The organism is Agrobacterium sp. S7/73 (assembly GCF_019355535.1).
Taxonomy (GTDB): Bacteria; Pseudomonadota; Alphaproteobacteria; order Rhizobiales; family Rhizobiaceae; genus Agrobacterium; species Agrobacterium tumefaciens.
In genome coordinates this window covers 273607-297951 of the sequence record NZ_CP072136.1, presented here as the reverse complement: position 1 = coordinate 297951, position 24345 = coordinate 273607, and the positions used below count along the sequence as shown (strand labels likewise).

Here is a 24345-nt window from a genome sequence, read left to right as displayed (position 1 = left end):
CTAGAAACCCCGGCCATGAAGATCGTGATAGGCTTTCTGCGCACCGTGCTGCGGCAGAGCCGTCGCCTCGTAAACACCGCGCGCCACTGCGCGCGCCATAACGATGGTAGCGAGATGGCAGAGTTCCGCGAAATGAGCGCCGCCCTCAAGCGGCTTCTCACCGGTCGCAGCCGAAAACATGGTGTCGCCGTCGCTCGGCAGATGGGCGGGCAGCACGGCGCGCGCCAGCCCGTCATGCGCCATGATGGAAAGGCGGTGCGCCTGCGCTTTGGTAAGGACGGCATCGGTGACCACGGCGCCGATGGTCGTCGCGGTGAGGTTGACGCCCTTGAGACGAAGCGCGGTATGATCCGGTTCGAAACGATCAGGAAAACCGCAGTCGCCGAACTCGCCCTGCTCTTCAAAAGGCGCAGACCAGAAATGGCGGCTGGTGCCAACGGTTGCCGAGCCAAGCGCATTGACGGCGACGATGGCCGCCACCTTGTAACCGCCGGAACTGACAGCGCTTGCCGAACCAAGACCGCCCTTGAAGGTGGCGGTGGTCGCCCCCGTTCCCGCGCCGACTGTTCCAAGACGGAAGGGCTCCGCACGCGCCGCCCTGAAAGCCGCATAGCCCATCTCGCGATAGGGCGAATGCAGCCCCCACTCCTTGTTGCCACCATTCAGCAGATCCATGAGGATCGCCTGCGGCACAATGGGGACACGGGTGGAACCGACTTGCAGGCCACGCCCGATCTCGCGCAGACCGGCCTGAACACCACCCGCCGCATCCAGCCCGAAGGCCGAACCGCCTGAAAGTACGAAGGCATCCACGGTTTCCACCGTCATCGCCGGGTCGAGCAGGCCGGTATCACGACCACCGGGCGCCCCGCCAAGAACCGAACCGGAGGCGATTACGGCTTTTTCGAAAACGATTGCGGTGACGCCGGAGCCGAGTGCAAGATCGGTGACATTGCCGACCAAAATCCCATTGATATCCGTCAGAAGATTATTGCGTGCCGCCATGCCGTTCCCCTTTTCTTCCGGTATCCCGCCGCCACGGGGCACTGTCAACGCAAAAGGTGAATCAGGAAAATACCGCCGTGCCAATCACCGGTGTCGAGGGAATGGCCATATCTCTCGGCTCCAGCGGCCCCGCCACAAAAGCCTGATGCCCGGCCTCAATGGCGCGGGCGAAAGCTTGCGCCATGCCGACCGGGTCACCCGCCCCCGCGACCGCCGTGTTGAGCAGAACGGCATCGTAACCAAGCTCCATCACCGTCACCGCATGTGACGGCCGGCCGATACCGGCATCGACGATCAGCGGCACATCCGGAAAACGCGCCCGCATGGATTTCAGCGCCATCAGATTAAGCGGCCCCATGGCGCTGCCGATCGGCGCGCACCAGGGCATCAGCACCTTGCAACCCGCATCCAGGAGCTTTTCCGCCACGACAAGATCATCAGTCGTATACGGAAAGACTTCGAAACCATCGTCGCAGAGAATTTTCGCCGCTTCGACGAGCGCAAACACATCGGGCTGCAAGGTGTCGTGATGGCCGATGACCTCCAGCTTGATCCAGTTGGTGTGAAAAACCTCACGCGCCATCTTCGCCGTGAGCACCGCTTCCTTCACGGTATGGCAGCCAGCCGTATTGGGCAGAATGTAACGATCCAGCTCGCGGATCAGCTCAAAAAACTGGCCACCCTTCTTGCCGCCTGCCGTTTCCCGACGCAGCGAAATCGTCAGAATATCCGTGTTGCTGGCCCGCACTGCATCGGCAAGCACGGCGGGAGACGGATAACGCGCCGTGCCGAGCAGGAGGCGCGACGAGACCTCACGGCCATAAAGCGTCAGCATGGCCTCAACCTCCCTGCATCGGCGAGAGGATTTCGACACGGTCGAACGCCTTCAGTTGATAATCGGCGCGCTCTTCCGAATGCACCAGATCGCCATTGACCGCCGTCGCCAGCCACTCGCCTTCATAGTCGAGGCTGGTGAGTAACCCGGCCAGCGTCTCGGTGGCGAGATCAAGCTCGTCGCCATTCACCAGAAGTTTCATGATCCTGTTCCTTTCCAGAGATATCTTGGTAGACGATTTCAGCCGCCTGCCGCGCCATCGCCGGCGACAGCAGGAAGCCATGCCGGTGGGCGCCGTTGATGAAGACGGTCCGGCCGTCCTGCGTAACTTTCGGCAGATTGTCGGGATAGGCGGGGCGCACGCCCGTTCCGGTCTCGATGATTTCAGCTTCGCCGAAGGCCGGATGTACGGCATAGGCGGCGTTCAGAAACTCCATCATCGAGCGCGCTGAAATGGCTCCGGCATCCTCTGTCTCGATCATCGTCGCCCCCACCATGAAGCGACCCGGCTCACGCGGCACAATATAAAGCGGAATGCGCGGATGTAAGAGCCGGACGGCGCGCGACAGGGAAACCTCTGACGTGGCTAGATAGAGCATTTCTCCCCGCACGCCGCGAAGATTGGCAATCTCGCCCACTGCCGCAGCGCCGGTGCAATCCACCACCCGATCGAACGGCTGCTCATCCACCGGAATACCCATATGAAACCGCACGCCCAAGCTGCAAAGCCGCGTATGCAGCGATTTGAGCGCAAGGCGCGGATCGAGATGCCCCTCGCCCGCGAAATAAAGCCCGGAGCGGAACCGCCCGGCAAGGTCAGGCTCCAGAGCGGCGATGTCACCCTCATCCACCCACTGGTATCCAGTTGTTCTGGATGCGAAACGCGAAAGCTCGGCTTTGTCGCGGGCGGGCGCGACCACCAGCGTGCCGTGTCTGATGACAAGGCCGGGGGTTGCCTCATCCCACCAGTCGAGAGCCGCCTGGCCGAGTGTCAGTACCGCCTCGTCCGCACTTTCACGCTCGCACCAGGGCGCCAGCATTCCGCCCGCATAAAAGGATGCGCCGCGCGAGGCTTCAGCATTGCGCTCCGAAACCTCCACGGTTGCGCCGCGCCGCGCCAGTTCGAAGGCCGCCGTCAGACCGGCGACCCCCGTTCCCTTAACAAGGACACGCATGCTACTGGCCGTCTGCCGGGGTCGCGAGCGGCATGTAAAGCTCGCCACCTTCCTTGAAGCGCGCGGCCATGGCCTCCAGCCCTTCCTTCTGCGCCTCGGCGCGGATGTCGTGGGAAATCCGCATCGAGCAGAATTTCGGTCCGCACATGGAGCAGAAATGCGCGACCTTGTGCGCCTCCTTCGGCAGGGTCTCGTCATGGAAGGAGCGCGCCGTGTCCGGATCCAGCGACAGGTTGAACTGGTCTTCCCAACGGAACTCGAACCTTGCACGCGACAGCGCATCGTCCCGCACCTGTGCTGCCGGATGGCCCTTGGCAAGATCGGCCGCGTGAGCCGCGATCTTGTAGGTGATGACACCGACCTTCACGTCGTTACGATCAGGCAGACCGAGATGTTCCTTCGGCGTGACATAGCAGAGCATCGCCGTGCCAAACCAGCCGATCATCGCTGCCCCGATGCCGGAAGTGATGTGGTCGTAACCGGGGGCGATATCGGTCGTTAGCGGCCCAAGCGTATAAAAGGGCGCCTCACCGCAGGTCTTCAACTGCTTGTCCATGTTCTCCTTGATCTTGTGCATCGGCACATGGCCGGGGCCCTCAATCATGACCTGGCAATCCTTCGCCCATGCGATCTGTGTCAGCTCACCGAGCGTCTCCAGCTCGGCAAATTGCGCGGCGTCGTTGGCGTCGGCAATCGAACCGGGCCGCAACCCGTCACCCAGCGAGAAGGAAACGTCATAGGCACGGCAGATGTCGCAGATCTCGTCGAAATGCTCGTAGAGGAAGCTTTCCTTGTGATGATGCAGACACCACTTGGCCATAATCGACCCGCCGCGTGAGACGATACCGGTGACACGGTTGACGGTAAGCGGAATGTAATGCAGCCGAACACCGGCATGGATGGTGAAATAATCCACACCTTGCTCCGCCTGTTCGATCAACGTATCGCGGAACACTTCCCAGTTCAGGTCCTCGGCAATGCCGTTGACCTTCTCCAGCGCCTGATAAAGCGGCACCGTGCCGATCGGTACCGGCGAATTGCGGATGATCCATTCGCGGATATTGTGGATGTTGCGCCCGGTCGAAAGGTCCATGACGGTATCGGCACCCCAGCGGATCGCCCAGACCATCTTCTCCACCTCTTCGGCCATGGAGGAGGTAACGGCGGAATTGCCGATATTGGCGTTGATCTTGACCAGAAAATTACGGCCGATGATCATCGGCTCAAGCTCGGGGTGATTGATGTTGGCCGGGATGATGGCGCGGCCCGATGCGACTTCCTGACGGACGAACTCCGGCGTCACATAATCGGGTATCTGCGCGCCAAAACTCTCGCCATCACGAGCCAGATTCTCCTTCGCCGCTTCGCGCCCCAGATTTTCGCGGATGGCGATGAACTCCATTTCTGGCGTGATGATGCCTGCCCGCGCATAGGCAAGCTGCGTTACGGCTTTTCCTTCCGTGGCCCTCAGCGGCTGGTGGCGCACGGCAAATTCAGGCGTCAGGCGCTCGCCAGTGGCAAAGCCGTTATCCTCCGGTTTGACGTGCCGACCGTCGTAAGCCGCGACATCGCCGCGCGCTACAACCCAGTCGTGACGCAGGCGCGGCAGACCCTTTTCGATCAGAACGTTATGCAATGGATCGGTATAGGGGCCTGAGGAATCATAGACCGTGACCGGCGGTTCTCCCGCCGTCGGGTGGACGGCGATTTCGCGCATCGGCACGCGAATATGCGGATGCAAAATTCCGGTTTTGTGGATTTTCGTGGAGGCGGGATGCGGCCCGGTTGTGACGACAAGCGGGATATTCTTGGCAACGATATTCATCATGAGGCTCCAAAGTTTGACAGTGGAGACCCAGTTCGAGCCGGAATGATGGAAAATACCGACGCGTCGGCAGCGCAAGTTACACGCAATCCGACCTTCGGTCTTTGCACCGTCCCTACGCCAGTATGAACTGGATCAGGTTCAACGGGTCACTGCGCATAAAAGCAGAATCTCAGCCCCTTGACGGGACACCCCTGGTGAATGGACACAAGAGAAAACACCGCCCGACATTTGTCAAGGGTGCTGCTGATGGCTGGCAAAGGTGGACGAACAACAAAAGCGCCGTTAGTGGTAATTAACCTAACGGTTTAGGCGAATATTATCGTTTTCAAATTAACGATAAGCACAAACCATCCTGATGTTAAATTCATGGGAGATAAGTCGGAATGAATGCGACTATTCGTGAAATACTGGCAAAATTCGGCCAGCTTCCTACCCCCGTCGATACGATTGAAAACGAAGCAGATCTTTATGCGGCAGGTCTTTCTTCCTTTGCATCGGTGCAATTGATGCTGGGTATCGAGGAAGCTTTCGATATCGAATTCCCCGACAACCTCTTGAACCGCAAGTCCTTTGCCAGCATCAAGGCCATTGAAGACACCGTTAAGCTCATTCTGGATGGTAAAGAGGCAGCCTGATGAATGTGACCGTTGCGCCGCAGGATGAAACGCTGTCCGCGCGCGCAAGCCGCGTCGCAGCAATTGCCGCCAAACACGCGGACGAGGTGGACGTCACCGGTCGCTTCCCGGAGGAAGCCGTCAAGGCGCTGAGACAAGAGCGCCTTCTCGGCATTCAGGTCCCGTCCTCTCTTGGTGGCGAAGGCGCATCCATACAGCAAATCGCCGATATCTGCGCCCGGCTTGGCCAGGCCTGTTCGGCAACCGCGATGATTTTCGCCATGCACCACATCAAGGCATCGAGCCTTGTGGAACACGGCGAGACAAGCCCATGGCATGCGGGTTTCATGAGCCGCATTGCAAGCGAACAGCTTCTGCTCGCCTCGGCCACGACCGAAGGCGGAATCGGCGGCAATCTGCGCAATTCCATCTGCGCGATTGAGGTCGAAGGAGACATCTGCCGGCTGGAGAAGGACGCCACCGTCATTTCCTACGGCAGCAATGCGGACGCCATCCTCATCACCTCGCGCGCCCACAAGGATGCCGCCCCGGCCGATCAGGTGATGACCGTCTTCCTGAAAGATCAGTACAGGCTCGAGAAGACCCATGTCTGGGACACACTCGGCATGCGTGGCACCTGTTCGGACGGTTTCCTGTTCCGCGGCGAGGCGCCGGCGGTGCAGATATTCCCAAAACCCTTTGCGGAAATCGCCGCGCAATCCATGCTTGCAAGCTCGCATCTTCTGTGGAGCGCCGTTTGGTATGGCATCGCGTCGGATGCGGTGCTGCGCGCGCAATCCTTCGTCAGGACGGCAGCACGCAAGTCGCCCGGTGTCACACCGCCAGGCGCTATCCACATTGCCGAAATTTCCACGAAATTGCAGGTGGTCAAATCCAACGTCATTGCGGGCGTAAAGGCTTACGAAGACACCAAGAGCGACCCGGACAAGCTGATGTCCATGGCGTTCGCGGTTGCCATGAACAATGTGAAGATCTGTTCTTCGGAAACCATTCTAGAGATCATCGACCAAGCGATGCTGGTCTGCGGCATCATGGGTTACAAGAACGGTACGCCCTACAGCCTTGGCCGACACCTTCGCGACGCGCATTCCGCGCGCCTGATGATTTCCAACGACCGTATTCTCGGCAATTCCGCCAATCTCCTGCTGGTTCACAAGCAGGACACCAGCCTCTTGGGATAAGACCATGGATATGCAAACATCGTTTCTCGATCGACTGTTCGAAGAAGGCCTGCTGATTGAAACGGGTGTCGATGGTCTTTACGGACGCAGCGGCCAGTTCGAGGACGTCATTGCCGCATTCGAACGCCTGATCGACCGCACCGGCGGCCCGGACAGTGCAGAGGCGATCCGCTTCCCGCCCGGCATCAACCGCGCCTATTTCGAAAAGAGCGGTTACATGAAAAGCTTCCCGCAGCTTGCGGGCACGGTGCATTCCTTCTGCGGTTGCGAACTTGACCATGTCAGCCTTCTCAAATCCATGGATGAGGGCGGCGACTGGACAAAGGACCAGAAAGCAACCGATATCGTGCTGACGCCGGCCGCTTGCTACCCTCTTTATCCGACCATCGCCAAGCGCGGCGCATTGCCTTCCGGCGGCGGTCTCTACGACATCCAGTCCTATTGTTTCCGCCATGAACCCTCGAAGGACCCGGCACGTCAGCAGCTTTTCCGCATGCGGGAATATGTGCGCATGGGCACGGAGAGCGATGTGACCGAATTCCGCCAGACATGGATGGATCGCGGCGTGGCGATGATGGAAGCCGTGGGCCTTGATGTGACCATCGACGTGGCCAACGATCCCTTCTTCGGCCGCGCCGGCAAAATGCTCGCCAACAACCAGCGCGACCAGAACCTGAAATTCGAACTGTTGATCCCCGTCACATCCGCCACCAACCCGACGGCCTGCATGAGCTTCAATTACCATCAGGACGCCTTTGGCCAGAAATGGGGATTGAACCTCGACAATGGTGATGTGGCTCACACCGCCTGCGTCGGTTTCGGCCTTGAGCGCATTGCGCTGGCACTTTTTGCGCATCACGGACTGGATGTAAAAACTTGGCCCGAAAAGGCCTTGAAAACACTCTGGGGCTAACCATTCATGCGGCAGATTTTCCCCGGTCTCGATCCCAAAAACTATGTGCAGCACCCGCTTCATTCTTCGGAAAGAATGTGGCCGGAGACCAATTGCTACATCGATTTGTGGATCGAGGTGCTGGCCTCGAAAGGGTTGCCGCCTGAGGCCATGTTCGGCTTCACACTGACGCAGGATTTCGAAGGCGACCAGTTCACCTTCTTCAAGGTGCCGCTGGAAGATCTGGAAGCACTTTATGGCGTTCGCGCCACCGAACTTGCGATCTTCGACCGGGTTGAAAACCATATCGAAGCGCAGCTGGAGCGCGGTCGCATCTGCCTGATCGAGATGGACAGCTTCTATATGCCCGATACCCACGGGGTGGGCTACCGGAAGGAACATGGCAAGACCACCATCGCCATCAACCGGCTGGACCTTGCAAACCGGGAACTCGATTATTTTCATAATGCAGGCTTTTTCCACCTGTCGGGCCAAGATTTCGACGGCCTGTTCCAGCATCACCTGTCAGAGAGCGAGCCGCCCTTCCTGCCCTACACGGAATTTGCGAAATTCGCAGACAGCAAACCTTCGCCGGCCCATATCCGCAAAACGGCCGAACGGCTGCTGAAGTTTCATTTTTCACGGCGACCATCCGACAATCCGGTCAGGGCTTTTGCAGCCGTGTTTCCGGCTCAGGTCGAGAAGGTGGCAGACCGTCCGTTTGGCTTTTTCCACAAATATGCCTTCAATACGCTGCGCCAGCTCGGCGCCAATTTCGAACTGGCGGCGAGCCACCTCGAATGGCTGGACAAGAGCGAATTTGCTGAAGCGCGAGACCACGCGCTGCGCATATCCGAGGTCGCCAAGACCGTGCAGTTCCAGCTCGCTCGCGCCGTCACGCGCCGTAAATTCGACGCGCTCGCCTCGGTGCTCGATCCGGCTGCGGAAGCATGGGATGGTGTGATGGAAGCCCTTGCGGCGAAATTGTCGAACACCAGCGAGGCCGCGTGAGGACTTATCTTCCGCGCGAAAGCGAAAAATTGCTGAGTGAAGGCTGGACGCTGACACTGACGTCCGCCAATGCCTGCGAAACGCCCTCGGAAATTCCCGCAACCCTTGAAAGCTTTCACGTATCCGTTCCCGGAACAGTGGCGCAAGCTCTGGAACTGGCCGGAAAATTTGACCGTTTCAATCCGACACCATTGAACGACAGGGATGCCTGGTACCGTCTGACGATGATTTCCGATGTGCGGGAGCGGGCGATCCTGCGCTTCGACGGCCTGTCGACGATTGCAGAAATCTTCCTCAACGGCGAACTGATCGCCGCCAGCCAGAGCATGTTCGAAAGGCTGGAAGTGCCGGTTGAACTGACGGGCGCGGACGAACTATCGATCTGCTTCCGGGCACTTTCGCCAAGGCTCGAAAAGACCGGTCCCCGCGCCCGCTGGCGTCCGCAGATGATGAACACCCAAGGTCTGCGGCTGATCCGCACCACGGCGCTCGGATATATGCCAGGCTGGTGCCCGGAAATCCATGCCGCCGGACCATGGCGACCGATCAGCCTTATAAGACAGGCAGGCGTGCGTTGCTCAGTCCGGTCCTCGCTCGACGAAACCGGGAGGGGAGCGGTCAACATCGCCCTCGAGGCAAACCACGACATTCCATCCGCACGGCTCACCTGCGCCGGTTACAGCACCGATCTTTCCAGAGGTGAAAACGGCGAACTCTTGGGCGAACTCCGGATACCCGATGTCGAGACCTGGTGGCCGCATACCCACGGCAGACCGGCGCTTCATGAAGTCATTCTGGAACTGGATGGTAAGCAACACAGACTCGGGCGCACCGGCTTCAGGCGCATGGAGGTGGATTACGGCGAAGACGGCAACGGTTTCGGCATCCGGATAAACGGGCACCCCGTTTTCTGCCGGGGCGCAGTCTGGACGACCGCCGACATCGTGCGCCTGCCGGGAACAAGACCGGACTATGAGCCTTGGCTTCGAAAAGCTGCCGAAGCCGGTGTGAACATGATCCGCATCGGCGGCACGATGGCCTATGAAACGCCGGAGTTCTTCACGCTGTGCGATGAACTCGGCATCATGGTTTGGCAGGACGCCATGCTTGCCAATTTTGATTATCCAGCAAAGGATGAGGCGCTCAGCCAGCATATCGTTACGGAAATCTCGCAGTTCCTCGAGGCGACCGCCCTTTCCCCTTCGCTGATCGTTTTTTGCGGTGGTAGCGAAATGTACCAGCAGGGCGCGATGCTCGGTCTGCCGGAACAGATATGGAAGGGAACCCTCACCGAGACAATTTTGCCCGAAGTCCTGGCCGAAAAACGGCCAGACGCGGCCTATGTGGCGAATTCCCCTTCAGGCGGCGCCTTGCCCTTCTTTCCCAATGCCGGAGTTGGTCATTATTACGGTGTGGGCGCCTATTGCCGTCCGCTGGAAGATGCCCGCCGGGCCAATGTCCGGTTTGCCGCAGAGTGCCTGGCCTTCGCCAATATTCCCGAACAGGAAACGCTGGACAGACATCTACCCGCACTGGCGGTGCATGATCCGCGCTGGAAGGCGCGCACGCCACGCGATCGCGGCGCTTCCTGGGATTTCGAGGATATTCGCGACCATTATCTGAAACTGCTTTACGACGTTGAGCCGGACGTGCTGCGTCGGGAGGATGGCGGCCTCTATCTCGACATGTCTCGTGCCGTCACTGCCGAGGTCATGGAAGCAACCTTCGCCGAATGGCGTCGCGACACGTCCTCTTGCCGGGGCGCCCTGGTCTGGACCTTGCAGGATCTCGTTCCCGGCGCTGGCTGGGGTATCATCGATGCCACCGGCAGACCCAAATCTGTCTGGCATGCGCTGAAAAGAGCGTTTCGTCCCATCCAGGTCAGCCTTTCCGATGAAGGTACCAACGGGCTGGACATTCATGTCATCAACGAAACCGGCGACAACCTTGACGCCATGCTGGAACTGACCTGCCTGCGCGATGGCACGCAACCTGTCGTCCATGCCAAACGGCCGCTCACGCTCTCGCCGCGACAGAGCCAGACCATCGCCGCAACCGATTTGTTCGGCGCCTTTTTCGATACGACCTATGCCTATCGCTTCGGCCCGCCCTCCCATGATGTGACGGTAGCCCGGCTCCGCGATGTCGCGACCGGATCTGTCATCGCAGACGCGTTCCATTTTCCTCTCGGTCGGAAAAAAGCACTGCACGCCGCCAACCTTCAGGTGGGGGTGAGCGAGGCGAACGGCATCTGGTCGCTCGAGATCGGCACGGACCGGCTGGCGCAATCCGTCCATATCACGGCGCAAGATTACCGCGCCTCGGAAAGCTGGTTCCATCTCGCACCCGGTGAAACCAGAAAAATCGACCTTATCCCGGAGACAGCAACATCCGAAACGCCCCCTTCCGGCGATGTCGTCTCGCTAGGCTCCAGCCGGCGATTTTCCTTTTAGAGCCATCAGCTTCACCGCATCGATGTAGGCTTTTCTGGCCTGAGGCGTTGAAAGATTATGGTCGGCGTCAGGAATAATCGTCAGCGACACATTCCGATAGGCCGACAGGCCCCTGCCATCGGCGTTGAAATAATACCGGAAATGCTCAAGCCCGTCGTCATTGTCACTGTAAAGCAGGCTGATGGACACATCCCTTGTCTTGAGCTTGTCGAAAGCACCGTAGACGGCACGCCCTTCCTCGCTCCCCCGGCGGGAAAGCCTTGCCGTTTTTATCGAAAGCTTCTTGAGCGTCGCCTTGGCGATATTGCGACCAGCGCTCACCACATCGACATCGCCGCTGACGAGACGCTTGAACGTAGCGCCCTGGCGAAAACGCTGGCTGTATTCCCCAAAGGACCGTGGCGGTTTGTGCAGCGCTTCATCGACCGAGCGGCCTTTCCGCCAGTGGAACACAACCGGATTAACCGCAACCACCCCGCTGATCCGGTCATCGGCAAGCGCGCCATTGAAGGCGAGGTAGGCGCCACTGCAGCGCCCAGCAGCAACGACGGGTCCTTTGCCACGCCGACTGAGAAAATCGAGCGCAGCGGCCACGTCGTCATTCTGCGCCGCATCGTAAAGAACCTGATCGGGCGCGTTTTTGACCGGGGGGCTGTCGGCAATATTGGCCGCGTCGAACCGCAGCGAAGCGATACCCTCCCGTGCGAGCAAACGGGCCGTTTGCACGGAAAGCCTGCCCCAACCCGCATGCCGGTCGTAGGCCGCGCCGAGCAGAAGGACCGAGGAGACCGCCACCCGATCGTCAGGCTCGCAAAAAACACCGAAAAGCCGGCCGGCTTCGCCAAATTGCACCGGCTGTTCCAGAAAACCGCGACCGCGCTGCGGAGCGTTGACGATGAAATCCTCCTGTGGACCTGCCGCATCCGTGGTCTGGGTCTTGGACAGGACCCAATCCCGAAGCCGCTTCACCACATCGCCGGGTATTTTCGAGAGTGTAGGACTGGATACGAGATCGTCATATCCCTCAAATTCCGCCTCCCCCACCTCGGCACCAATCGCGGCGAGTTGTTTGGTAAAATCGCTGTCGCTCGCCCGGCCCGGTCTCGACAGCACCAGAATGCTCCGCGCAGGAGCAGTATCCAGCTTTGCAAGATTGACCTTCTTGATAGCATCAGCAACACCCACCGGCATGGCCATGCCTGCAATTGCCCCCGCCTCCGCCATGCGCTGCCCGGGACGAAGACCAAGGCCATCGTCAATCATGGACGACCACATTGCCAGTTCGCGAAGATAGCTCCGACCGGAGACGACGGGCGCCAGAAGCGCCATGGAACCGACCGCCGCCGCATCGGCGAGCGCCTGTATCGCGATCAGACAGCCGAGACCCTGAGCGATGACGACCACCCTGGAACAGCCGGAAAGACGTTTTAGATAATCGAGCGCCGCTCGCGTGTCCGAAAGCCAATCCGCCGCACGGTCGACATCCTCCGGATCGAGCGCATCCGCGGCGCCATGATAGTCGAACCGCAGGCTGGCGACGCCGGCCGCCGCCAACCGTTCAGCCACAACCCGCTGAAACTTGCGAGTGCACAGTTCCTCCATGCCCCAGGGGCTGACGAAAAGAACCGCATGGTCCTGTTTGACCTCTTTGCGCGCCGGGTGAAAAACACCCGTGCATCCTTGAAAAGAAACCGGATGTGCGATCGACCCATCGGATGCAATGCCCGAAAGCGACAACATGTCAGGGGACGGTTCACCGCTTGCACGCTCTGAAATATCTATCGCCATCGACCTTGCAATCACTACGCCTGTGTCGGCTCAACCATTTGCGGGATAACTATACCGGAGCGTCCTAACGTCCTGTTCTACAGTAAAACCAATAACATTAGGGAAGTCTAAAAATGTAGTCGTCTCAATATCGAATGTGGAATGCGCGTTACAAAAACAAATATCGGGGATCGTGGGCCAGCCTCGGCACGGGCGCTATTTTGCTCGAAACCGCTTGAATATACTGATAAATAGCGAGTCACATACCTATTTGCAGGAGGGGATCCCGCCACCCGGCAGCCTGACCGTCTTGACACCGCGCAAACCAACACGCCGGGCCCTGCCCGACAGGTCATAGAAGTTTTATATGGAACAAAGCCTTACGCGTTATATCTGGTCGCATACGAAGCGGCAGCAGCTTTTCATTCTGCTGATCGTCGCCCTGTCCATGATCCCCTATTTCCTCGCCTTCGATCTGCCCAAACAGATCGTCAACGGGCCCATTCAGGGAGACGGCTTCGAAGGGGCAAACGCGACACAGCTTTTCATGCATCTCACGGTCGATATTCCCTATTGGGGCACCGTGACGCTCTTCCCCGGGCTCGAACTCAACCGCATGTCGATGCTGATGGCGCTCAGCCTCACCTTCCTTGCGCTTGTCGTCATCAACGGGCTTTTCAAATATTATATCAACACCTTCAAGGGCCGCCTCGGGGAGCGGCTTCTCAGGCGTATCCGTTTCGAACTTATCGATCGGATCCTGCGGTTCCCGCCCACGCATTTCAAGCGGGTCAAGGGTGCTGAAATCTCCAGCATGGTGAAGGACGAGGTCGAGCCGCTGGGCGGATTTACCGGCGACGCCTTTGTGCAGCCGGCGCTTCTCGGCGGTCAGGCGCTCTCGGCACTCTTCTTCATTCTCGTGCAGAATTTCTGGCTGGGTCTGATTGCGGCTTTCATGGCCGCCATCCAGGTCGGCATCATCCCCAAAATGCGCCGTCGCCTCATCGAACTCGGGCGCCAGCGGCAGCTAAGCGCACGCCAGCTTGCCGGGCGCATCGGCGAAATGGTCGACGGCATCGGCACCATCCACGCCTATGACACCTCCAATTTCGAGCGTGCCGATGCCTCGCACCGGCTCGGCGACATCTTCAGGATCCGCTACGATCTCTACCAGTGGAAGTTTCTGGTCAAATTCATCAATAACTTCCTCGCGCAGCTCACCCCTTTCTTCTTTTATGCACTGGGCGGTTATCTCACGCTCAAGGGCAGCCTCGATGTCGGGCAGTTGGTTGCCGTCATCAACGCTTATAAGGAACTACCAGGACCGCTGAAGGAGCTGATCGACTGGGATCAGGCGCGTCAGGATGTCCAGGTAAAATACGAGCAGGTCTTCGAGCAGTTCGATGCGTCGAACATGATCGATGACAAGGTGCAAAAACTGTCACCGGGAGCAGTCGCGGCAATTGCCGCACCGATCGTCGTCAGCAATCTGACGCTGGAAGACGATAGCGGCAGCCGGCTTCTGGAACAGGCATCGTTGAAGATCGAGGCAGGCGAGGTGATCGCCATCGTCGGTGGATCGGGAGCAGAGGCGCTCGCGGATGCTATCGGCCGCACGCTCTGGCCGACTTCCGGCAAGGTGAGCATAAACGACGTCGACATATTGGAATTGCCTGAATCGCTGACGGGCCGGCGCATCTCCTATGTGTCCTCGGACAGCTATTTTTTCCACGCCAGCCTGAAGGACAATCTGCTTTACGGTCTCAAGCATGCACCGCTTGTCGAAAAGCAATACGAAGGTGCAGCGCTGGAACACCGCAAATGGGAGATCCGCGAAGCCAAGCTTGCGGGCAATCCGACGATCGACATCAACAGCGAATGGATCGACTACGCTTCAAGCCCGGCCGGTGATGGCAAACCGGAAAACCTCATCCAGGCCGTTCTGGCTGTGCTCGACAGCGTGGAACTTTCACAGGATATTCTGGAATTCGCGTTGCGCTCGACGATCGACCCTTTGACCGACCTGCATCTTGCGGCCCGCATTGTGGAACTGCGACATGTCCTGCGCGCCGAACTGGAAAAGGAGAACCTGAGCGGCCTCATCGCTCCGTTTGAGCTGGAGAGCTACAACAGTGAGGCCACCGTGGGCGAGAACCTGTTGTTCGGCACCATGCGCGACTCATCACAGTCGATCAGGACCGTCATCGAAAGCGAATATTTCCGTTCGCTGATGCGCGAAACAGGCCTCGTCAAAACCCTGTTCGAAATGGGGTATACGATTGCCGAAAACATCGTGGAAATCTTCGCCGACCTGCCGGGTGACCACCCCTTCTTCCAGCAGCTCACATTCATGACGCCCGACGATGTTCCGGTCTATCAGCAAATGCTGCAACGTCTTCAGAGCAGGAGTTTCGACGAGGCCAATGAAAGCGAAAGACGCGCGATGCTGCGGCTGAGCTTCTTCTACATTGAGCCCCGGCAGCGTTTCGGCCTGCTGTCACCGGAAATCATGAACCGGATCGTTGAAGTCCGGCACATGTTCCATGAAAACCTGCCGGACAGCCTGAAGAACGTGATCGAAATCTACGATCCGACGAAATACATGAGTGCCACCAGCCTCCTGGACAATATTCTCTTCGGCAAGGTCAGCCATCGTTATACCGACGCATCACGGCGCATCACCCACATCGTGGCCGAGGTCATGCGCAAGCAGGGCGTCTATGAGCGTGTGCTTGCGGTGGGTCTGGATTTCAACCTCGGCGCCGGCGGCAAGCGGCTCGGGCCACTCCAGCGGCAGAAGCTCAATCTCGCAAGGGCGCTGATCCGCAAGTCCGACTATTACGTCTTCAATCGCCCCCTTCCCGGCCTCGATCCGCGGCAACAGGAGGAAATTGTCGAACGGGTCATCACATTCCTGAAACAGAACAATAATAACCCGGCGATCGTGTGGGTTCTGTCGAATGCGACGCTCTCGCGCATGTTCGACCGGGTCATCGTCGTCCATCAGGGCCTTATCAGCGCTGATGGAAGTTACGAGACTCTTGCGCAGGAAAACGGTACATTCAAGGATATGGTCGCAACATAAATCCAAGAAAGTGACCGAGGTGGAACAAGAACAGGGTAAGGCAATGCTTTTCAAAGACGAAATTCAAATGCTGAAACGCGTCCCGTTTTTTTCGGAAATGGAACCGTCGAAGCTCAAACTTCTCGCATTCGCATCCGACCGCGTGTCCTATCACACCGGCGACATGTTGTTCCGGCAGGGAGATGTCGGCGATGCGGCCTACGTCCTTTTGACCGGCAAAGTGGATGTTCTGGTCGATTCTCCGTCGGGCACGTTAAAAGTGGCCGAAATGACCGGTAATGCGATCGTCGGTGAAATCGCCATTCTCTGCGACAGCGTCAGAACCGCAACCGTGCGCGCCTCCACCAACGTGGAAGCCCTGCGTATCGGCAAGGAACAGTTCTTCAAGCTCATGTCCGATTTCCCTGACATTACCATCAAGGTCATGCGCGTTCTTGCCGAACGTCTAACCCAGACGACGACGGAGCTTAGCAAAGCGCGTGCAAACGCGAGAACATGAGCCGCAATTTCTTGCTACCGTGGATGGCGATGTTGGAAAAATAAATGTCGCACCATTGCAATATAAATGAAATGCTGACTGAATAAGGGTAAGGGCGTCCGCCAAAAGAGAGCGGATATAATAATCTGTAGAGACAACGGGCTTCATGGGAGGAAGCGTGCAAGATTCCGTTGTAATCGGGGTGTGTCATGGCGTTCGATTCCGACATAGTAAGTCGGGAAGGTAATAAAGATTTTCGGGTAAAGATCTGGGGTGCGCGGGGAACGCTTCCTGTTTCAGGTGAAAACTTCCGAAAATATGGCGGGAATACCATCTGCATCGAGGTACGATGCGGAGATCATGTTCTTTTGTTCGACGCGGGTTCGGGGTTACACCCTGCTGGTCTGGCGTTGCGGGCGGAAGGTATTACCGACGTCAACCTGTTCTTCTCTCACTGCCATTACGACCACATCGTCGGCTTTCCCTACTTCAAGCCGTTCTACAATAGCTCCAACGATGTCGCCATCTGGTCGGGTCATCTTGCTGGCACCATGACAACGCGGGAAATGCTCAAGGACTTCATGAGCCCGCCATGGTTCCCCGTACCGCTGGAAGTCTGCTGCGCAAAAATGGCAACCCGTGACTTTATGCCGGGCGACGTCCTGGATGTTCATCCGGGCCTCTCGATCCGAACTGGAATGCTCAATCATCCGGGCAACGCCATCGGGTATCGCCTGGACTGGGCGGGAAAGTCATTCGCCATCATCACCGATACGGAACATGAACCGGGCAATATCGACAAGAACGTGCTTGATCTGATCAAGGACGTCGATCTCTTCCTCTACGACGCCATGTTTACCGATGAGGAGATGGGCCTTTATCGCGGTTATGGCCATTCGTCCTGGCAGGAGGCGATCCGCCTTGCCAAACTGGCAGGCGCAAAAAATGTCGGCTTCATCCACCACGCCCCAAGCCGCAGCGACGACGAACTGGACGACATCGAAAAACAGGCGAAAGCCCAGTTCAGCGGTGCATTCGCGACAATGGACGGCCAGATCATCGACCTCTGATCGCGGTCACCAATCTCGTGTTGCTGGCGTGCGTTTGACGCTTTTTTGAAGCCTGATTTGTATCATGCGGCGAACCGACGTTCGAACACGCACAATTGACCATCGCCGGCCCATTGCTCCACGATATTGCCACGAGATACCCTGCATTAAAGACACCAGAGCACACTTAATGATGATTCTGCGCCAAATGACCGCATGATGGGATTTGCATGATCCGTTTCTTTTCGGAGACCAATTTGAGACGCGCCCGGATCTTGTCCGGCCTCATCATTTTTGCCTTTGTATTTTCCCATCTTTTCAACCATTCGCTCGCTCTCATCTCCATCGATACCGCCGAGCGGGCGCGAAAATGGTTCAGCCTGATCTGGCTCAATCCCGTCAGCAGCCTGCTGTTTTATGGGTCGGTTGTGGTGCACGTCTGTCTTGTCCTGCGCTCGCTTTATCAGCGCCGGACATTGCGCATGCCGCTTCGCGAAGCGCTGCAAGCCATACTTGGTCTGTCGATCCCGTTTTTGATCATCAGCCACGCCGTCAATATTCGCGTGTCGCACATGATCTACAACATCGACGTGGGATATTACTCGGTCGTTCGCCGGCTCTGGATCAACAACCCGATGGCCGGCGCGTGGCAAAGCCTCGCATTGATCGTGATCTGGACCCACGGGTGTATCGGCCTGTTTTTCTGGTTACGGTACCGGGACTGGTATCCCAAAATTGCCGGGATATTCATGACTGTGGCGGTGATGCTGCCTTTGTTGGCGCTTCTGGGCTTCAGCGATGCCGGCCGCTGGCTGGAGGAGGTGGACAGAAAATACTCACTTCCTCCCGGGCTTGCAGATACCACCGTTCAAAGAGACGACATACCGTTGCAACGGGAGATGGAGACGCGTATCCGTTTCGTTACCGACGCAACGGAAGCGATTTTTGTCGGCGCGGTAATGCTGGTGTTCGTCTTGCGCGGCGTGCGCAGCTGGCGACAGAGATCGACGGCTATCGAAATCCGTTATGAGCATGGCGCGCAGGCGCGCGTCCCTGCCGGGCTCAGCATTCTGGAGGCCAGCAGACTCGCGGGCGTACCGCATTATTCCGTATGCGGCGGCAAAGGACGCTGTTCGACCTGCCGGGTCAGGATTGTCGAAAGCAAAGGCCCGCTTCCGCCTCCTGGAGATATCGAACAAACCACTTTGAGGCGCATCCATGCCGATTCAGATGTGCGGCTCGGCTGCCAGTTGCGGCCCACTCAGGATATTGGAATAGCGCTTCTGGTATCGCCGCCCCAACAGAGCGACCTGCCAGCGGATGCGCAACCGGCCCGGCCGGGCAAGGAAGAGGAGATCGCCATCCTCTTTTGTGATATCCGCAATTTCACCGCGCTTTCCGAGGCGAAACTGCCATATGACGTCGTGTTTCTTCTAAACCGCTACTTCACCATCGTCGGGCAGGCCGTAGAACAGGCCGGAGGACATCTCGACAAATTCATCGGTGATGGCGCCATGGCTCTTTTCGGACTTGGCGACGATGCAGAAAATGCCTGCCGCAACGCCATGAAGGCCGCCGCTATCATATTGCGGGAGCTTTCAATCCTGAATGAGGGACTGGAAAAACAATTTGCCGTCCGGCTGGAAGTGGTAGTAGGCATCCACGCTGGCCCGACGATAGTCGGCGTCATGGGCTATGGCGCAGCGAAAACCCTGACCGCCATCGGCGACACCGTGAATGTGGCGAGCAGGCTGGAATCCAAGGCCAAGGAATTCGGCGCCGCCATCGTCGTTTCCGAACCCGCCATCATTCAGGCGGGACAAGAGATTGCCGATCTGCGAAGCGAAAAAATCGCCATTCGCGGGAGAAACTCGCAAATGAAAGTTTTCCTGCTCTCGAAAGAAGAGAGCGAGCGTTACCTATAGGGCAATACCGGCGCGCTCGCTGACGGGCCATCCGGCCTCAAATCTTGCGATAGAGAAAATAACGGTCGGTCGGCACGCTTTCCGGCACCGGCAGAGGCTTCAGCATGGGATGATCCAGAGGCAGACCGCTGACCGCAACGCCGCCTTTTGCCAGCATGCCCGCGGCAAGGTCCGGCAGCCATGTCAGGGTAATGGCATCCTTTTCGGGGTAGCCCGTGCCGATATCGGCATGCACCATGGCCGCCTCCACACCGATGAAGGCCGGAGCGGTTTCCGATATTTCACCGATGACGAGATCTTCCTGCGCCGGAACGGAAGAGGCATGTGCACCCATGGCCCTGTCGAAGGCAACGATACGGCGTTGCGGAAACAGTTCCCGCAAATGATTGAACGTGCGCCCGTTTCCAAGGCCTATTTCCATGATCGCACCTTCGTCAGGCAGATCAAGATCGGCCTTGACGTGGTTGAGGATATCGCGCTGCGCGGTCAGCCGGCGAATAAAACTGTCCAATCTGCTCATAGTCCGTCCGTTCATGAATGCCGGGCATTTTCAGTAAAAGCGTATGGCGACTTTGCTGGAAATGTCCGGGAGAAGCCGATCAGGCCTTGATGATGTGTTTTGCGGCGATATCCCGACGTGCGAAGACGTTTCGCGTATCGATGATCAGCGGCGACCATTCGCAAAGAGCGGCATAGTCCACATTGTCGTGATCGGTCGCGACCAGAACAGCGTCAAAGGCGCTGACGGTCTGCTTGTCCCAAGCCACGGATTTCATGCCCATCAGGTGGCTATATTCCCGGGTTTTCGGGATTTCTGCCACGTGCGGATCATAATAGGCCGCTTCGCCGCCGCGCTCCTGAATAAGTTCTATGAGTTTCAGCGAAGGACTTTCACGAATATCGGGCACATTCTTCTTGTAGGCGAGACCGACCACCAGCACCTTGGAGCGGCTGAGCGCCTTGCCGGAACGGATGTCGAGGGCTTCCGCAACCCGTCCGATGACATGACGCGGCATGCCGGTGTTGATCTCGCCGGCGAGCTCGATGAACCTCGTCGGCAACTCATATTCCCGCGATTTCCAAGTGAGATAGAATGGATCGATCGGTATGCAGTGGCCACCAAGACCCGGGCCGGGATAAAACGGCATGAAACCGAACGGCTTGGTTTTCGCCGCGTCGATCACTTCCCAGATGTCGATGCCCATGGCCTCGTAGACGACCTTGAGTTCATTGACGAGCGCGATATTGACAGCACGGAAGACGTTTTCGGTGATTTTCACCGCCTCGGCCGTGGCGTTTGTCGAGACCGGAACGATCTTCTTGACCACTGAGCCGTAGAATGCAGCCATCAGTTTTCCGGCAGCCTCGCCATCGCCTGCAACGACCTTTGGAATGGTCGAGGTCTCGAAGTCGCGATTGCCGGGATCTTCCCGCTCGGGCGAAAAACCGATGAAGAAGTCGACGCCGGAGACAAGTCCGGTAGCTTCCAGAATGGTCTTCACAACTCCGTCGGTCGTGCCGGGATAGGTGGTCGATTCCAGCACCACAAGCTGCCCCTTGCGCAGATGCGCGGCAATGTCCCGGCAGGTCTTTTCGACATAGGAGAGGTCCGGCTCGCGATATTTCGTCAGGGGCGTCGGCACGCAAATGGCAATCACATCGCATTCAGCCAGTCTGGAAAAATCAGACGTTGCGATGAAGCCATCATCGCGCCTGACGCTTGCCAGCACCTCGTCCGAAACCGCCTCGATATAGCTGCGGCCGGCATCGATCGCGACCATTTTGCTGGGATCGATATCGAAACCGACGACCTTGAAACCGGCCTTGGCGATCGTGATGGCTAGAGGCAGGCCGACATAGCCAAGGCCGATCACCGCCGCTTTGGCGCTTTTGTTTTCGATGCTGGAAAGCAGGTTCTGGGAAACGACTGGGGAAGTCAAAGCGTGTCACGCTCCGCGCATGTGCAAAAGATGCCTTTCAGTTGGGCAAGAATGGTCAGGCTGTCAAGGCTCGGCCCTCTCAAATTCCGGTTGACGCCGGAGCCATGGGCGACGCACAACCATCCGGATGAGGATCGCTTTTTATTCACCGCTCAAATCGCCCAACCATCCCGTTCCCTCCGGAGACCGGCTGATGGCCCGCCTGCTGATGCAGGCGATGGCGATGGGCGGCCACGATGTTTCCGTCGCTTCCGAGCTGCGCAGCTTTCTCAAACAGGCTGACGATCCGGCGCGGTCCTTGCTTGCCGATGCTGCGACGCACGAAATCGAGACCATCACGGAGCGCTGGCAGCGGGAAGGCGCGCCGGATCTGTGGTTTTGTTATCACCCCTATTACAAGGCCCCGGACTTGCTCGGGCCGGAAATAAGCAGACGTTTCGGTATTGCCTACGTCACCGCCGAGGCCTCCTATTCCCCCAAGCGCAATGGCATGGGCTGGCAGGCGGTTCAGAACGAGTTACTGGCCGCATTGAACGCTGCCGCCATCAATATCTGCTTCACCGTGCGTGATCGCGACGGGCTTGTCCGCGCCTCTCCCGCACTCCGCTCGGCGATGTTGGCGCCCTTTATCGATGCCAGTAATTTTCTTGAAATTGCTCCGCGCCCCACACCGGGAAAACTCATCACCGTCGCCATGATGCGGGCGGGCGACAAGTTCGACAGCTATCGCGCGCTTCGCGAAGCGCTTGCGCTGTTGCCGCAGGATTTGAACTGGACATTGGATATCATCGGCGACGGGCCGGAACGCGCTGCCGTGCAAGCCATGTTCAGCTCTTTCCCCGATCGCCGTCTTGTCTGGCACGGAGAAAAAAACGCAAACGAAATCGCAGAACTTCTTTCAAAAGCATCGGTTTACGTCTGGCCGGGGCATGGCGAAGCCTACGGTCTCGCCTATCTCGAGGCACAGGCTGCGGGCCTGCCGGTTATCGCCGAAGCGGTGGCCGGCGTCCCCGAAGTGGTAAAATCCGGAACCACCGGATTACTGACACCGGAAAATGATACAGCCGCCTATGCTGGAGCAATCGAAACTCTGCTCGGCGACGACAAGCGGCGTGAGGAATTGGCAAGTGCAGCCCGCCAGTTCGTAAAAAATGAACGATCTCTGGAAAACGCCGCAAGAGAACTGAACGATATCCTGTTGCGAGCAAAGGCACGAACATCATGAGTCTGGAAACACTCGTAGCGGCACTGGATGAATGTGGACGACGCGGCATAACGGCCGATCTCTGGCTCAGGGACGACGATGCGGTGGAACCGACACCGGCGCTCGACACGCTGCTCGATCTTTGCAGCAGCTTTTCCGCGCCGGTCACGCTTGCGGTTATCCCCGAGATGACGACGGACAAGCTCGCGCAGCACCTGGATACGACTGACATTGCCCATGTCGCCGTGCATGGCTGGTCCCATACGAACTATGCCACCGAGAAAGAAAAGAAACAGGAACTCGGATCACACCGTGACCTGTCCATCGTTCTCGACGAATTGCAATCCGGGCTGGAAAAACTGCACGATCTGCATGGCAGGCGTTTCGTGCCTATGCTCGTTCCGCCGTGGAACCGCATAGATGCCAATGTGGTGCAGGGACTGGCAGACCTCGGATATCGAGCGCTTTCGGTTTTCGGCCCGGAGAAAGACGCCGTGCCACCTTGCCTGAACACCCATGTCGACGTGATTGACTGGCACGGCAGCCGCGGTGGGCGCGAAGACGACATCCTTTTCGCCGAGACCGCCGCCCGCATCCTGCAGACTGCGGAGCACGGCGGCACGACCGGCATCCTCACCCATCATCTCGTGCATGATGACAACGTCTGGCGTTTTCTGAAACGGCTGTTCGAAATTACCGGCAAACATCCTGCCGCGCGCTGGCGTTCCTCGGCGGAACTCATCAACCAGATATCACCATGACTTCCAGGCAATCAGCAAACCACCCGTCTTGGTGGCAAGTTCGCGCCTGACAGCTTCGACCTCCTGCAACGCGGCGCGATCGGCAAGAGAAGCGGCAACAAACCCCGCTGGCGCAAGGCTGATGCTCCCAGCCCGAGCGATAACGGTAAAGATCAGCGGACCCGTCGACCACCAGGCTGGCGCACGCGGCATTTCCTCAAGAATCCTCGGAAACGCCTCCAGCATCCTGCGGAAGACCGGATGGCCAGCAGGTGTCGCAATGAAAGAGTTGGCAAGAAGCATGCTGCCCTGCCCGGTATCGCGCGGTGTTTCTTCATCAAACGCCGTCAGCCCTACCAGTGGCAGGAAAGCATCGAAACTCGCATCATCCCGCGCCGGATACCAGTCGCAATCAAGATAGATGCCACCAAAACGCTCCAGCACGACATAGCGGGCCACATCGACAGCGCCGGGATAATCGCCATCTTCCAGCATCGTCCTGAAGACGTCATTCGAAAACACGCCTTCCCGCTCAAGATCGGCCTCCCGCCAGAGGTGATATTCGTAACCATGCGAGGCGGCATGGGCGGCCCAGGCCTTGACCGATACGGGCGGGGCCTTGTCTCCGATCCAAATCTGGTGGATGCGCCTGGGCACGTCCTCCCTGCTTTTCAGATTGATAGCGCGGTGTTCCTCCAGGGAAAAATGCGCATATTTTGCAAGCACCTGCGGCGGCGGAACCAGCGTATATTGATAGCCGATCCTCGCGACCACATCGCCTTCAGCCTTGGCAAGACGCAGCCGTGCCGCATGCAGCCGGCGCGGCAGACCGAGCACTGTCCGTTCACCCATCAGGTGCCCGTCTTTTACTGCAACCAGCGATAAGAGAAGCGCATGCGCTTCCGCATATTGTCCTTGGTTTTGCAACTGCCGGGCTCTATCCAGCTGGGCATCGTAATATTTCTTGTCGGACATGGATCCTCACCCGGGAACGTTCGTTAACATATCGCCAAACACAAGCCATCAGGCAAGCCATTGCAATTTGGAAGCCGGCTTTGAATTTGCTAAACAATTCGATGTTTCAGAGGCATAGACAGACAACAAACCCTACGATAACGTGCCTTTAAGCCCTCCTGAGCAAA

General features: G+C 58.2%; 20 protein-coding genes and 1 riboswitch. Of the genes, 11 read left to right on the top strand and 9 right to left on the bottom strand.

Annotation, left to right across the window (positions count from 1 at the left end):
• The 5 genes from J5276_RS01290 to thiC all read right to left on the bottom strand — a co-directional run bounded on the left by J5276_RS01290 (position 1) and on the right by thiC (position 4840).
• Positions 1-1005 carry a P1 family peptidase gene (locus J5276_RS01290; RefSeq protein ID WP_111782609.1) on the bottom strand — a complete coding sequence of 335 codons (1005 nt, stop codon included), beginning with the start codon at positions 1003-1005 and terminating at the stop codon, positions 1-3.
• 61 nt (positions 1006-1066) lie between these two features.
• Entirely contained in the window at positions 1067-1840 is a 774-nt protein-coding gene (locus J5276_RS01285; RefSeq protein ID WP_065688645.1) for a thiazole synthase, read from the bottom strand.
• A 4-nt stretch (positions 1841-1844) separates the two neighbouring features.
• Positions 1845-2042 (bottom strand): sulfur carrier protein ThiS, encoded by a 198-nt coding sequence (gene thiS / locus J5276_RS01280; RefSeq protein WP_097100895.1) that lies wholly within the window; start codon positions 2040-2042, stop codon positions 1845-1847.
• Positions 2011-3015: a glycine oxidase ThiO gene (gene thiO / locus J5276_RS01275; RefSeq protein WP_112155401.1), complete on the bottom strand. Its 1005-nt coding sequence runs from the start codon at positions 3013-3015 to the stop codon at positions 2011-2013. Before thiO ends, thiS begins: the two co-directional genes overlap by 32 nt.
• Position 3016: 1 nt before the next feature.
• Positions 3017-4840, bottom strand: a complete 1824-nt coding sequence (gene thiC, locus J5276_RS01270; RefSeq protein ID WP_112155405.1) for a phosphomethylpyrimidine synthase ThiC — start codon at positions 4838-4840, stop codon at positions 3017-3019.
• A gap of 94 nt (positions 4841-4934) precedes the next feature.
• Positions 4935-5046, bottom strand: a riboswitch (TPP riboswitch).
• A 180-nt stretch (positions 5047-5226) separates the two neighbouring features.
• Here thiC and J5276_RS01265 point away from each other — a divergent pair.
• Genes J5276_RS01265 through J5276_RS01245 form a run of 5 tightly spaced genes read left to right on the top strand, consistent with a single transcriptional unit; the run spans position 5227 to position 11015 of the window.
• A complete protein-coding gene (locus tag J5276_RS01265; protein ID WP_003492279.1) occupies positions 5227-5478 on the top strand; it encodes an acyl carrier protein in 252 nt (83 codons plus the stop codon).
• Positions 5478-6659 carry an acyl-CoA dehydrogenase family protein gene (locus J5276_RS01260; RefSeq protein WP_080800213.1) on the top strand — a complete coding sequence of 394 codons (1182 nt, stop codon included), beginning with the start codon at positions 5478-5480 and terminating at the stop codon, positions 6657-6659. The genes J5276_RS01265 and J5276_RS01260 overlap by 1 nt, the downstream gene beginning before the upstream one ends.
• Before the next feature lie 4 nt (positions 6660-6663).
• A complete protein-coding gene (locus J5276_RS01255) occupies positions 6664-7572 on the top strand; it encodes an amino acid--[acyl-carrier-protein] ligase (RefSeq protein ID WP_003516814.1) in 909 nt (302 codons plus the stop codon).
• A gap of 6 nt (positions 7573-7578) precedes the next feature.
• Complete coding sequence (locus J5276_RS01250; RefSeq protein ID WP_112155400.1) at positions 7579-8562, top strand: DUF1839 family protein; 984 nt, start codon at positions 7579-7581, stop codon at positions 8560-8562.
• Entirely contained in the window at positions 8559-11015 is a 2457-nt protein-coding gene (locus tag J5276_RS01245; protein ID WP_112155399.1) for a glycoside hydrolase family 2 protein, read from the top strand. Before J5276_RS01250 ends, J5276_RS01245 begins: the two co-directional genes overlap by 4 nt.
• Here the strand turns inward: J5276_RS01245 and J5276_RS01240 are convergent.
• Positions 10986-12803 (bottom strand): serine aminopeptidase domain-containing protein, encoded by a 1818-nt coding sequence (locus J5276_RS01240; protein ID WP_112155398.1) that lies wholly within the window; start codon positions 12801-12803, stop codon positions 10986-10988. The genes J5276_RS01245 and J5276_RS01240 overlap by 30 nt on opposite strands.
• A 346-nt stretch (positions 12804-13149) precedes the next feature.
• Between J5276_RS01240 and J5276_RS01235 the strand changes: the two genes are divergently transcribed.
• The 4 genes from J5276_RS01235 (at position 13150) to J5276_RS01220 (ending at position 19319) form a co-directional block, all read left to right on the top strand.
• Complete coding sequence (locus J5276_RS01235; protein ID WP_003516808.1) at positions 13150-15867, top strand: ABC transporter ATP-binding protein; 2718 nt, start codon at positions 13150-13152, stop codon at positions 15865-15867.
• Between the two features lie 43 nt (positions 15868-15910).
• Positions 15911-16366 (top strand): cyclic nucleotide-binding domain-containing protein, encoded by a 456-nt coding sequence (locus tag J5276_RS01230; RefSeq protein WP_003516807.1) that lies wholly within the window; start codon positions 15911-15913, stop codon positions 16364-16366.
• Positions 16367-16554: 188 nt separating this feature from the next.
• Positions 16555-17415: an MBL fold metallo-hydrolase gene (locus J5276_RS01225; RefSeq protein WP_019566087.1), complete on the top strand. Its 861-nt coding sequence runs from the start codon at positions 16555-16557 to the stop codon at positions 17413-17415.
• A 209-nt stretch (positions 17416-17624) separates the two neighbouring features.
• A complete protein-coding gene (locus J5276_RS01220; RefSeq protein WP_003516805.1) occupies positions 17625-19319 on the top strand; it encodes an adenylate/guanylate cyclase domain-containing protein in 1695 nt (564 codons plus the stop codon).
• A gap of 37 nt (positions 19320-19356) precedes the next feature.
• On the opposite strand, the gene J5276_RS01215 is transcribed toward J5276_RS01220, so the two are convergent.
• Entirely contained in the window at positions 19357-19839 is a 483-nt protein-coding gene (locus tag J5276_RS01215; protein WP_003516804.1) for a class I SAM-dependent methyltransferase, read from the bottom strand.
• A 79-nt stretch (positions 19840-19918) separates the two neighbouring features.
• Positions 19919-21259 (bottom strand): nucleotide sugar dehydrogenase, encoded by a 1341-nt coding sequence (locus J5276_RS01210; RefSeq protein ID WP_065703420.1) that lies wholly within the window; start codon positions 21257-21259, stop codon positions 19919-19921.
• Positions 21260-21386: 127 nt separating this feature from the next.
• On the opposite strand from J5276_RS01210, the gene J5276_RS01205 reads away from it, so the two are divergent.
• Together J5276_RS01205 and J5276_RS01200 are read left to right on the top strand one after the other, a co-directional pair.
• On the top strand, positions 21387-22484 hold the full coding sequence (locus J5276_RS01205) for a glycosyltransferase family 4 protein (protein ID WP_065703418.1): 1098 nt from the start codon (positions 21387-21389) through the stop codon (positions 22482-22484).
• Entirely contained in the window at positions 22481-23224 is a 744-nt protein-coding gene (locus J5276_RS01200; RefSeq protein WP_065703416.1) for a polysaccharide deacetylase family protein, read from the top strand. The genes J5276_RS01205 and J5276_RS01200 overlap by 4 nt, the downstream gene beginning before the upstream one ends.
• Here J5276_RS01200 and J5276_RS01195 read toward each other — a convergent pair.
• Positions 23216-24178: a glycosyltransferase family 32 protein gene (locus tag J5276_RS01195; protein WP_065703414.1), complete on the bottom strand. Its 963-nt coding sequence runs from the start codon at positions 24176-24178 to the stop codon at positions 23216-23218. The two genes, J5276_RS01200 and J5276_RS01195, sit on opposite strands and share 9 nt — an antisense overlap.
• Positions 24179-24345 lie beyond the last annotated feature (167 nt).